This is a genomic window from Luteitalea sp. (genome assembly GCA_009377605.1).
Taxonomy (GTDB): Bacteria; Acidobacteriota; Vicinamibacteria; order Vicinamibacterales; family Vicinamibacteraceae; genus WHTT01.
The window spans coordinates 1-12109 of record WHTT01000135.1; the positions used below are offsets into that span (position 1 = coordinate 1).

A 12109-nucleotide genomic window follows, 5' to 3' on the forward strand; every position below is an offset into this window, starting at 1 on the left:
TACCAGAGCATCGCGACCCCGTTCGAATGGCGATTCACCAGGGACGACCTCGCGGCGCTGATGCGGAAACTTGACGGTGGTGCAACCGCGCTCTCAGTCGCCGCGTAGCAGAATACGTTGCCGTACTTATGAACCAGAGTACTTAGCTTCTTTCATCAGCGTCTCTGTGCATAGACGAACTATGGAAATGGGAAGTTCCTCCCTTTGAGGAGAGGCTGTCAACTGTTGGCGTTTGGCGTTATCCGAAGCAGATGACCTGGCCGTCGGCCGTGGCGACGACGACCTTGCCCTTGGCGACGGCCGGGGAGGACGTCACGGGCGAGGCGGCTTCGTATTCCCAGACGTTCTTGCCGCTGGCGAGATCGAGCCCGTAGACGCGGCCGTCGTTGGAGCCGACGAATACGCGGCCGCCGGCGATCGCCGGCGACGAGTCGACGCGGGCGCGCGTGGTGAACGTCCAGAGCGGCTTGCCCGTCTTCGCCTCGAGCGCGTGCACCATCTTGTCGCGCCCGCCGAGTAGCACCTTGGCGTCGGCGATCGCCGCCGACGAGTAGAACGGGAACTGACGGTCTTTCGGCGTGTATTTCCAGAGCAGCTTCTTGCTCTGCAGATCGAGCGCCATCACTTCGTTGTTGAAGGATTTACTGGACGACGACGAGAACGATCCCTGCACGCGGAGCAGCTCGTTCTTGCTCTTCGTCTGAGCGTCTTTCATAAGCTTATCTGTGCATAGACAAACTATGGACGTGGGAAGTTCCTCCCTTTGGATTTGGTGGGTTCTGGCGCTTCCGGTCGGGCCTAAACCGTTGATGGGAGCGGGAACGCCGGGACCGAATCCCACCCTCTCGTCTACAATGAGGATCGGGCGATATTCCCATGGACTTGCAGCAGAAACGTCACGACATCCTCCGCATAGCGGCGCAGTACGGGGCGCGCAACCTCCGTGTGGTCGGCTCCGTCGCGCGTGGGTGAGGACCGCGCGCACAGCGACGTCGATCTCCTCGTGGACATGGATCCCGACCGTTCGTTGCTGGACATCGTGGGGCTTGGTCAGGATCTCGAAGAGCTGCTCGACCGCAGGGTCGACGTGTTGACCCGCGCGAGTCTGCACCCAGCGCTGCGCGACCGCATCCTGGTGGAGTCGCGACCACTGTGAAGGACGAGCGCGTATACCTCGTCACATTCGCGACGCAATAATCGACATCGAAGGGTACACATCGGCAGGCCGCGACACGTTCATGGCGGAGCGAATGCGTCAGGATGCCGTCATTCGGAAGCTCGAAATCATTGGCGAAGCCGTCAAGCAACTCTCCGCTACTACGAGGGAGCGTCGTCCGGAAATACTGTGGAAGCAGATCGCCGGAATGCGCGATCGTCTGACGCACGATTACTTCGGTGTGGATCTCACACTGGTCTGGTGAGTCGTTGAGCGTGATCTGCCTACGCTGAAGCCAGCCGTGACGGCCCTACTTGAAAGGCCTCCCATGCGGTGATTGGCACCGGCCAGCTATTCGAATATCGAGAGCGTTGCGAGTAGACATGGGCTGATGCGGATTCCTCGGCTATCGCATATACGGCGCGACGTTTGTTGCGATGACTCTAAACTCCTCTGCGGAAAGCGGCAGCTTGCTGAATGCTGCCCATGCGTCTCGGGGTCGAAGGAGATCGGCAGTACCGTCGGACCCGTACAGGAGGCGCTCGAGGCCGAGTTGGCGGAGGCGCGCGGCGATCTCGTGTGCCTTACCCATCCAGTCTCCGAGGCCGGCAACACCCGAGACATCAAAGAACAGGTTCTTCGTCCTCACGTCTGCTGCGGCGATGGCGTCGACGAACACCTCAAGCGCCTCATCAACTTGAGGGTCGTCGTATCCGCCCGCTCCTGCGAGGTGGCCGACCTGCACCGGCATGTCCGGCGCAGCTTCAAACAGTTCCAGAAAGGCTGCTGCCTGTGCTTTTCCGTATGGTCTCTTCAGGCTCACCGTCGAGCGCATGTGAACCACAATCGCCATCCGATGCTGATTCGCTGTGCGAAAAACGGTCTCGAGCTGCCTGCGATGCCGCGCATCGAGCAGGTTGACGTCGGAGTTGCCGAAATGCAGTGTGATGCCAAACCGAAGCGACGGGTCGGCGGAGCAGCGTTTGATTTCCGCGACAGCGTAGGGCTTCAACGGATTGACTCCACATAAGCCGCGGAGGCGATCCGGATGACGGGCCACCTGGACGCTCGTCCAATCGTTCTCAGCTTTCACCTTCGCGTATTCATCTTCAACTGCTGGCCGGTTGGGATTCCCGTACTGGTACGCAATCGACAGTACCACCGCCCGACGGATTCCGGCCTCGTCAAGGAACCCGATGAGATCGTCCGCGTTCACCGGCTTCACGGTCGGCGACAGTACTCGTGTCGCGGGGCTGAAGAGATGTTGGTGATGATCGACGGTTGGCGCTGGAACCTCTTGAACCCATGCGATCCCGGCGATGGCAAGAAGGATGGCAAACAACGAGCGTAACATGGGATGGCAGCCTATCATCGATGAATGGAAGAGTTCGGCACGCGCACCCTGACGGCATTCGAGAGCGCACGTGGCAGCCGCAACGTGAGGCTGCGATTGCAGCGCAACCGTCGCTGGGAAGCGCTACCAGAACCGGCAGCCGGTGCAATCCGGTGCACGGCGCGGCGCCGAGCGTGCTGGCTCAGCCAAATCTGTAGGCGCTCGGTTCGTGTGGCCCTGCGCTGGGTGCCTCCGCTCCTAGTCGTCGTCGGCGTCGACCTTGGGGAACCGGAACAGGCCGTAGGGCGTGGGCAAGGCCCGGCGCACGGGAGCCGGGTAGGGGACATCAACACCCTTGATGCTGTGCCACAGGATGCGGTTGAGCGCGTCTTCGTCGATGCGATCGTACTCGCTGAAGTCCATGCGCGCCGAGGCGACCGCGCCGTACCCCTGCGGTGGGTTCTTCGTCATCAAATCGATTCTGGCCGGGAGAGCAGTGAAGCCCGAAAGATCCGGCTTGGCCATGAAGCTGCCGACCATGGGCGGTGCGGCCGCATCGTGCTGTGTCATTGGCGGAAGACCGAGCAGCAGCTCGACGGTACGCAGCATGCTGACCGTCGAGTACATCGTGCTGTCGATCACCTTCCGCTTGACGTACGGACTGATGACCAGACCGGCCGTGCGGTGCGAGTCCACATGGTCCGGCCCATTCTGGGCATCGTCTTCGATGATGAAGATGGCGAAGGACGACCAGACGCGGCTCTTCGTGATCGCCTCCACGATCTTGCCGACCGCCACGTCGTTCGAGGCGACCGCCGCCTTGGGCGTGTACGCGCCTGGCCTGGTGCCGCTCGTGTGGTTCTCGCCGAGCGACATGAACATGAAGTTCGGCACCGCGCCCTCACGGTCCATCTCCTGGAACTCTTCGATGAAGCGGTCCGCGCGCTCGTAGTCGCGGGCGCGGCGCAACTCTGGGTCGGCGGGGGGACGATCGAAGCGCTCGCTGCGCACCTCGGCGACACCGCGGCGGTCTCCCATCCCGAACGTCATGACCTTCAGCCCGTGCTCGCGTGCGAGCTCCCAGATGTAAGGTGTCGACTGCTCCTGAATGCCTCCGCTCGTGTCGAGGCTTCCGTGGCGTGAGTAGCTGAGCGTCCAGGCACGCTGCGTGAACTCCGTGGCGTACGCCGACGTCGTCCACGGCTGACCGTCCTGTGAGACCTCGCCGCTGCAATACAGGTTGTCGAGCAGGACGAACTGTTCCGCCAGCGCATGCTGATTCGGCGTGACGTCGCCGCCGAAGAGCGTGAGGCTCGGGTCGCCGTTCCCCTGCGGCAGGTCGCCGAACACCTGATCGTACGTGCGGTTCTCCTTCATGATGAAGAGCACGTGCTCGATCGGCGACGGATCACCCACCTTCGTCGGAATCACGGACTCGGCGCTCGCACCCGACGTCTTGAGCAGTGCGTCCCGGTACAGCGCGTTGTCGTACACCTGCTTCGTCATAGTGGCGAGCCGCCGCTTGTCGGGCGTGTCGATGAACGAGAGCAGGCCGTTGAGCTGATTGCCGTGGTGCTGGAAGCTGACCGCGGGCGCGTGCGTGTCGATTGGCCGCTTGACGCGATTGGGTCCGGTGCCGGTGCCCTTGCCGCTGCCGACGATGACACGTCTGCCATCGCCTGTAGTGGTCACGAAAGTGGGATACCAGCCGGTGGGGATGAAGCCAAGCGGCGTGCTCTTGCCGCGCTCCTCGACCTCGATGACGGCGACCGAGTTGTTGTCGGCATTGGCGACATACAGCATCTCCCCATCAGGCGACAAGGCCAGCGAGTTCGGCGTGCTACCGGCGGGAGCCTTGGGTCCGAGCGCCGTGTTGATGACCTCCAGGCGCTGGCCGGTCTTCAGATCGAACGAAATCACGTTGTTGGTGTTGCCGCACGAGACGAACAGGCGTCCATCGTCGGTGACGACGAGGTCATTCGGATGCGGATCGGTCGCGAGCGTCGCGGTGACGGCCGGCCGGCTTGGATCGCTGACGTCGACGACCGCCACGTTCGCGCTGCCGAGGTTCGCGACGTACAGCGTCTTGCCGTCTTTCGAGAGCCGCGCCGACATGGGATGGTCTCCCACTCGCAGGCGAGCGACCGCGCGGCCGCCGTACGTTTCCAGGATATAGAGGTGCTCGTCGGAGTTGTTGAGCGCGTACAGCAGCTTGCCGTCGGCCGACACGGTGAGAGAGGAGACCGCGGTCTTGTCCTTCGACGCGCCATGGAGCGTGTAGCCCGAGCGCCCTGCCTTCCAGCCCTCGTTGTCCCAGCGATCGAAATACAAGATGTCGCCGAAGGGATAACCGGCACCGCTCGAGACGAAGATCCGCTTGCCGTCGGGACTGAAGGTGAGTCCGCTCCAGGCCATCTCCAGCGGGAACGTGACGATCTCCTTCTCCGTGGCGAGGCCAACGATGTGCAGCGCGTGGCCGGTGTAGCCCGTGTTCGTGAACGCGAACAGAGCGCCGTCAGGGCTCACCTGCCCGGAGAGGATCATGTCGCCCGAGCGCATCTGCCGGCCCGCGGGCGTCGTCTTCCATCCGCTCGGGAGCAGCGCGTTCGGACCGTTCTGTCCGGGTACCGCGATCTCGTGGCCCGAGGCGGGGTGCTTCATGCGGAAGTTGTCGACGGCTCTCCAGACGCCGCCGGCGAGCAGAACGAACACGAGCGCGATGCCCAAGCGTTTCATCCGGGACCTCCTGTTGTGTTGAATCCGAGCACAAGCGCGATGGCCTGAATTCTCTTGCTCACCCGAGTGGCGGGCACAATAGTGGGCTAGTACAACACGCTCAGACAAGCGTAGGCGCTCACTCCCGGGGAATCCACGCCCGACCCATGCACCCGGTAACTTCGATCAAACAGGTTGCTTACGGACAGTTTGAGGGAAAGGTTCCTTGCGAGCGTCACGCCGGCTCCGACGCTTGCCGACAGAAAGGCCGGCGTGCGCGTGTAAAGCGGAACGCGCGTGGCGTCGTCGACGACCGTGACGCCGTTCACGGTCGACCCGAGGGGGAGCACGCGGTCCTGAATCTGCGCCACGGTCTCCTGCGTCGGCGCAAAGACGTCGTCAGCCGTGCCATAGTGCCCGTCGCCGCCCGGAATCAGATAGGGACGGATCAATCCGCCTTGGAAGAAGTCTGAGATGTCGCTTCTTCGGCGTGCCGCGCCGATACGCTCGTCTGTGAGGTCGCCGCCGCTGAAGTTCTCCTGGGCTCCCGAAACATACGCAGTGACGCCCACCCATGAAAAGCGTCCGCCCGGTTGATAGCGAATCGACAGAAAACCCTGCTGCGGCGGAAGCCTACGAACCGGACGAGTCGGATTCAGATCGTGACCCATGAGGTACGAGTAGTTGCCTTCGGCCAGCCATCGCGTCGAGAACCGATAGCTGACAAGCGCGTCAACGCCGTAGTAGCGGGCCGCCCCGTCGTTGACGAACGCCTTCACGGCTCTCGGGTCGAAGGCGCTCGCCACGCCAACGACGCCCTGCGCCTGCTGCTCCGCGGTCGGCGTGATCGGCGTAACCGGCAGCCCAGCCAGTGTCGCTGGGGGACTATCCAACGGAAACAGAATCGAGCGCCTGACGATCGGATCCTTCAACTCGGCGTCGAAGACGTTCGCGCGAGCGTACAAGCGATCCCAGCGCAGCGTGACGCCCATTTCATAGTTGAACAGGCGCTCCGCCTCGAGCGGCTGCACCCGTACGCCGCTGGACACGGCGTCCTCGCCGTCGCTGGAGCCGATGTAGCTCCCCGCGTCCAGCGCGGCAGACGCAGGCACCTCGTATCCGAGATCGTTCAGGCCGAGCGCTCCGAGGTCGTTCAGGTTGGGCGCTCGAAATCCACGGCCCACGAGCCCATTCACGGTGAGCAGCGTCGTGGCCTGCCAGCTCAGCCCGGCGTTGTAGGTCCAATCCTGATAGCTTTGCGACGAATCGACGACTCCGAGGCTCTCGCCAGCCGCACTCACGTTCTGCGCCGCGAAGGTGTCGGCGTCGACGCGCGTGAAGCGTCCGCCGAGGTTGAGCTTCAGCGCGCCTCGATCCGAGCCCCGCACGAGATCGACGACGTCCTGCACGAAGACGCCTGTCGTCCGATACCTCGATCCGTTCGGATAGCGCGCGCGCTTCTGATCGACGGCGCCGGTCGTGGGGTCTGTCTCGTTCCGAACGGCGTCGACCCGTTCGTCATAACCCTCTCCGCCAAAGACGAGGGTCTGCCGCCGGCCAATATGAGCGCCCGCCTGCACGGCGTACCCGAACGCATCGACGCCCACGTCGTCTTGGACGATCGTATCGGTCGATCGCAGCCCCTGCCGGATCGACCCGTCGCGCTGTGAATTGATGGAAAAGGTCCCGCTCAGCCAGTCGAGCTTTCCGACACCGAGTTTTTCGTAGCGTGTGTAGAAGAAGTCGAGGCCTTGCGGCTGGAAGTCCGAACGCAGGCGACCGAGGCCGCCCCACACGTCCTTGTAGCCGCGCACATCGTCCATGTCGCTGTGCTGGTACCAGAATGTGAGGTTCTGCTGGTGTGCCAGGTGGCCGGTCGCCTTCGCGTAGAAGCCGGATTGCGTGAAACCGGTGCCCTTCTGGCGCGCACCGGTGACGCCTTCAATCTGGTCGTCCGAGAGTCCGAAGAGCCGTCGAAGCACGTGATGGGAATCCCGACCCTGGCCGCCTCGCAGGTCATCCAACCTCCGTCCCGATCCGCCGACGCTCGTCGTGAAGGACTTGCCCGCGATGGAGACGAAGGCATCCGCACCTGCGGATTGGTCAGCGCTCGCGGCGAAGAGGTTCGCGGTGCCCTTCGGGCGTCGCCGCCCGCCGCTCGCGTACAGCGGTGACGGCGTCAGCACCTGTATCGCGCCGCCGAGCGCGTCGCTCCCGAACTGAGAGCTGGCGGGCCCCAGCATGACCTCGACCCGCTGCGCCTGGGAAGGATCGACGAACGCGAGGTACTGATTCGGACCGGACCGAAACGTCGAGTTGTTGAAGCGCACCCCATCGATCAGATTGAGCACCTGGTATCCGGTCAGCCCGCGCAGGAAGGGCGACACCTGCCCGTAGGTGCTCTGCTGGGTCATGATTCCGGTGCCACCTTCGAGCGCGTTCCCGATGGTGGCGAGCGGCCGACTATGGAAATCGTCGGCGCCGCGGACAGTGACGACAGGCCAGGTCTCCTCGATGTCGGCCACCGTGCCGCGCTCGGCCGTCACGGTGACATTGCTCTGAAGGCCAGCCAGCGTGAGCACGATCCGAACGGGCGGCGCTTCCGAGGCCGCGAGCTCGACAGTGCTCCGATGCACCTGGAAGTTGCGTGCAGAAGCCTCGAGCCAATAGCGTCCCTCGGGCAGCCCGGCGATGGTGCACGCGCCGTCTGAGCCCGTGGTCGCCTGCTGCAGCACCACGCCGCTCGCGCCGCGCACCAGGAGCTGCGCTCCGGCAATCGTCCCGCCGGACTCTTCGACGACGACGACCCGCCGCTCGGTCTGCGCGCGGATCTCGGCAGTCGAGAACAAGACACCCACGAGCACCGCAACAGCGCCCGACAACAGCCTGGCAGAGACGTATCGAAAAACGAACATGAAACATGCCCCTCACGTTAGTGTGTGCTCGTTACATCGCAGCGGACAGTGGGGGCTGATCAGTTCCATCACGCCGCAGGTCCATAGAGAAGACCCGCTCGATCCAGAGAGCAGGTGCCGTGGAGAACCGCGGCAGGCGGTTCTCCATGGCGCGGCAGCAGAGGGGTTCGCGATCAGTTCTCTTCTCTTGTGGCTGAGACCTTGTTTCGCGGGATCGGATACGGCTTGTCGCCCATCAGGCCTTTCCACAGCACCCTATTGAATTGGGCCGTTGGCACCTGGTCGGCCTCCGAAAAGTCGAAACCGGCCGTGACCTTCTCCCAGTACGCGGCGTCGTGCTTAGGTGTAACGGTGGGTCCCGCCGCGAACCTCACGCCGCTGCCCGTCTCCGCCAACCCCAGCGTCGTCGTCGCCAGAGCGGTCGAAGCCTCGGCGGTATAGGTCCACGTGCCGGAAGAGCGGATGTCCAACACGTCGGTCATTGGCCGCTGGAACGCGGTGTTCAGGTTGATGTGCTCGGTGCCTAGAATGTCCTCAATGGTGCGCAGCGCATTGACCTGACTGTAGCGGGTGCTGACCACCGCGCCCTGCTTCACGTACGGGCCAACAACGAACGCCGTGCCGCGATGCGAATCCACGTGGTCGGGACCATCCTGCACGTCGTCTTCGATGATGATGAACAGGGTGTCGGCCGCATAGGGGCTGTTCGCCACGGCCTCGACCATCAGGCCCATGGAGTAGTCGCAATCGGCTTGCTGCGTCTCGGGCGTGTTCACGCCGCCGAGCGCGCTCCCGAAACTGCCCATGTGGTCGTGGCTGATGCGGACCAGTGACAGGCTGGGCAGATTTCCATTAGCCACGAACTGATCGAACTCCCGTTTCCACTCGTTGTAACGCCACAGATCCGGATAGGCCTGGTCGTAGCCGCGGAAGTAGAGATCGGTGAAGGGCGCCAGCGCCGGATCCAAGGGAGCGACCTGGACGATGCCGGCAGCGAACGGATCGGAAACTGGCTCGTCCTGGGTGCCGATGCTGCCGATGTTGTTTACGAGGAAGCCGTAGTTACGCACGGTTCCGCCAGCCTGCAGCACGGCATTGAAGATATAGCCATCCTCGGTGCCGAACGGTGCGTCGGTCGACGCATGATTGGCGGCTCCGGCCAGCAGATTCGTGGTACCACCGGGGAGATCTGCCGACGCATCACTGTAGTTCGTCGTGCCTTCCGGCCCGGACGCGGCGTCGCGCTCAGCCACGGTCGCGAAGTTGACCGGGACGTTGCGGTTCCTGCCTTCGGACTCATACGATAGGCCGCGGTTGACGGCAGCGTAGTTGATCTGCTGCGTCAGCGATTCGGTCTTGGTGACACGTCCTTGCAGGGACCATGACCAGCCGTCCATGCTCCCGTCGCCAGGGTTCATGAAGTTGTCCAGCGTCACGAATCCGGTGGCCAGTTCGTGATTGTTCGGGGTGATGGCTGCGCCAAACTGTGTGAGGCTGGGGTCGGCCTTCGCGCCGTTGGTCAGATCGCCCAGTATCTGATCGAAGGTGCGATTCTCCTTCACGACGTAGATCACATGCTTGATGCGCTCCCTGAGGAAGCGCATTACTCTGGCATCTCGCCGACTGTCCTCCGTCATGTAGAAGTTGTTTCTCGCGACCTGTTGTGTCGACTCCGCCAGCCCATGCGGGGTCGGCACGGGAGCGCTGACGAGTGATGCGCGCTCCAACTGGAATTGGTATTCATTCGACGCTCGCGACGCGGCCTCTGCGGCGTCATTGCCACCCGGATACTCGATGCTGGTCATGTCGGACGTCGCGCCGGACAGGTGGTTGGGGTTCGGTCCCGTGACGCTCTTGCCGCTGACGATGTACATGTGCGATCCGTCGGCGCTGAACGTGAGGTCATGCGGCTCATAGGCGGTCGGGATCAAACCGGTCACCCGGTTCGCCTTCCACCCGACCAGTGGGATCACAGCGATGGAGTTCGATCCGCTGTTGACGGCGTAGAGCGTGCGTCCGTTCGGAGAGATCGTCACCGCAGAAGTTCCGGCGCCGGTGTGCTTCCCGGGCAGCATGCCGGCGGGAGCGCGCGCATCGATCTTGGCCACCACCCGGTTGCTCAATGTGTCGATGACCGCAACCTGGTCGGCGTTGTCCTGCGCCACGTAGAGCCTCGGCTGCAATGCGTTGAGCGTCATCCCGAGCGCGTTGCCGTCGAGCTTGATGCGCTCGATCAGGCGGCCCTCGTTGGCAGAGGAGACGTCGACCACCACCACTTCTCGGTCGCGGTCCGATGACACATACGCGGTGCCGTTGCCCTTGATGACGACGCCGAAAGGAAAGGTGCCGCCTTTGTCTCCCTCCGCTCCCTCATTGTTGGGGAAATACGGGCGCAGATCGTGCTCGTAGCGGACGAGGCCCGAGGCCGTGTCGATCACGCTAATCGAGTCGTTGTAGTTGTTGGCCACAACCAGGGTCTTCCCGTCGGCCGAGATGTCCATACCACTGGCGTTGGGCTGCACGCCGAGGCCGACGCCTTTGTTGCGGTCGCTGCCGGTGGCGCCAGGGGCAACGTGACCCAGTGCGATCGGTGGAGCGGGCTCGAAGGTGTCCCCGGACTTGGTGTAGACGTAGACCGCGTCGTCGGCGCCGCCCGCTGCGTACAGCGTGTTACCGTCCGGCGCGAAGACGAGTCCCACGTGGGAGTTCACCTGCTGGAGCACCTGCCTGAGAACGGGCCTGGCTTCGTGGTCATCCTCCACGTCGTAGAGAAAGATGAATTGCGTCGAGGCGTCGACGTCGACAGTACCGTCGGGCTTGTAGAGCGAGTTCTGACCGGCCGTGATGATCGCCAGCGTCGTGCCGTCCGGGCTGAGCTGCGACCGCACGGCCTCGCCTGCAATGAAATCGGGGTAGTCAGGCAAGCCAGGATTTAGATACTGCTGGGCCGCATGGCGGAGAGCAGTCGGCGTGACGAATTGGCCGCTCGGGAGCTGAACGACGCGATGCCGCTTCCTACGATCATCATCACCTTGGTTGCGGTCGCGACGATCACGGTCTCGATGCTGCAAATCCCGATCTTGATGATCGTTCTCACGTTCCTGTAGATGGGCTTGCGCAGGCAGCGTAATGAATGCCGCCGACGTGAGCAGACCCAATGCGAGATGTAGCACTGAGCGCTTCATGGTGAATCCTTTCTAAGTTGAGGTCGGACCACTTCTCGAGCGACGCAACGGACACAATTCAAGGTGACCGATCGCAGATGTAACGGGAACCCAGGCTCTGCGGAATGCCGAGTGCATCGAACGATATGCCTGGTGTGTGACCGTACGGCGACCAACGAGACAACCGTCTGTAAACAAGCGAGGGACATGGTTTGGCTCGTACCGGCGTTGAACAGAGGTAACTGTCGAGTCGCAGCCCACAGTCGAGTCAGTCGATTCTTCGCTTCGATATACGGGCAGGTCTACTCCGCGACCGCGCGCGGCCTTCGAAGCCGGGACAGGCGTGAAGGTCGAGGCTCAGGCCGACGCGATTCTGGTGATCAGGCGCGGGAAGTCATGGCATGTCCGACAGAAACCAGTACGTGCTGCAGAGACGGGAGGCCGGGCTCCTCACCGTGCCGATGCCTTCGCCGCAAGCGTTGGCCGAGCTGGCTCGGCAAGTCTTGTTCAACAACGGCGTCAAAGGAACAGCACGATGGCGTTTTCTAAGCAGGAACCCGAAAGCGTCTTGTCGGATAACCGTAAGTTCAGGAATCGCAGCCGGGCGGCCAGCGCTTCTCGGGGAAGCTCGGCAGGTATTCCTGCACGGGGGCGTCGAGGTCGAGGAGCCCCTGCTGATGCCGCAGGCCCACCGCGGCCGCGGTCATGGGCTTGGACACGCCGCCAATTCGAAAGGGCATTCGTGGCGTGATCGGTACGCGCTCCTGGAGATCCGCCCACCCAAGCGCCTCGGCCCACGCGAGCTCACCGTCGACCGCCACCGCGA

General features: G+C 63.2%; 7 protein-coding genes and 1 pseudogene. 2 read left to right on the forward strand and 6 right to left on the reverse strand.

Features of this window, described 5'->3' with window-relative positions; translation table 11 throughout:
- Positions 1 to 238: 238 nt before the first annotated feature.
- Positions 239 to 715, reverse strand: coding sequence for a PQQ-binding-like beta-propeller repeat protein (locus tag GEV06_26540; GenBank protein MPZ21422.1), 477 nt, complete (start codon positions 713 to 715; stop codon positions 239 to 241).
- A gap of 161 nt (positions 716 to 876) precedes the next feature.
- Between GEV06_26540 and GEV06_26545 the strand changes: the two are divergent.
- Both GEV06_26545 and GEV06_26550 read left to right on the forward strand, forming a co-directional pair.
- Positions 877 to 1156 (forward strand): annotated as a pseudogene (locus tag GEV06_26545) (nucleotidyltransferase).
- Positions 1157 to 1181: 25 nt separating this feature from the next.
- The gene (locus GEV06_26550) at positions 1182 to 1421 is read left to right on the forward strand and encodes a DUF86 domain-containing protein (protein ID MPZ21423.1); all 240 of its coding nucleotides are present in this window, start codon (positions 1182 to 1184) and stop codon (positions 1419 to 1421) included.
- Between the two features lie 141 nt (positions 1422 to 1562).
- Here the strand turns inward: GEV06_26550 and GEV06_26555 are convergent, their stop codons facing one another.
- From GEV06_26555 to GEV06_26575, 5 genes are all read right to left on the reverse strand, one after another.
- On the reverse strand, positions 1563 to 2510 hold the full coding sequence (locus GEV06_26555) for an amidohydrolase family protein (protein MPZ21424.1): 948 nt from the start codon (positions 2508 to 2510) through the stop codon (positions 1563 to 1565).
- Positions 2511 to 2747: 237 nt separating this feature from the next.
- Positions 2748 to 5225, reverse strand: coding sequence for a beta-propeller fold lactonase family protein (locus GEV06_26560; GenBank protein MPZ21425.1), 2478 nt, complete (start codon positions 5223 to 5225; stop codon positions 2748 to 2750).
- Positions 5226 to 5311: 86 nt separating this feature from the next.
- Positions 5312 to 8119 (reverse strand): TonB-dependent receptor, encoded by a 2808-nt coding sequence (locus GEV06_26565; GenBank protein ID MPZ21426.1) that lies wholly within the window; start codon positions 8117 to 8119, stop codon positions 5312 to 5314.
- Between the two features lie 173 nt (positions 8120 to 8292).
- Positions 8293 to 11304, reverse strand: a complete 3012-nt coding sequence (locus GEV06_26570) for a beta-propeller fold lactonase family protein (GenBank protein ID MPZ21427.1) — start codon at positions 11302 to 11304, stop codon at positions 8293 to 8295.
- Between the two features lie 566 nt (positions 11305 to 11870).
- Positions 11871 to 12109 (reverse strand): serine hydrolase (locus GEV06_26575; protein MPZ21428.1); only part of this gene is annotated, 239 nt, incomplete at its 5' end.

Coding starts and splice junctions, on each gene's coding strand:
- GEV06_26560 (MPZ21425.1), bottom strand. CDS start 5,225: ATGAAACGCTTGGGCATCGCGCTCGTGTTCGTTCTGCTCGCCGGCGGC.
- GEV06_26570 (MPZ21427.1), bottom strand. CDS start 11,304: ATGAAGCGCTCAGTGCTACATCTCGCATTGGGTCTGCTCACGTCGGCG.
- GEV06_26555 (MPZ21424.1), bottom strand. CDS start 2,510: ATGTTACGCTCGTTGTTTGCCATCCTTCTTGCCATCGCCGGGATCGCA.
- GEV06_26540 (MPZ21422.1), bottom strand. CDS start 715: ATGAAAGACGCTCAGACGAAGAGCAAGAACGAGCTGCTCCGCGTGCAG.
- GEV06_26565 (MPZ21426.1), bottom strand. CDS start 8,119: ATGTTCGTTTTTCGATACGTCTCTGCCAGGCTGTTGTCGGGCGCTGTT.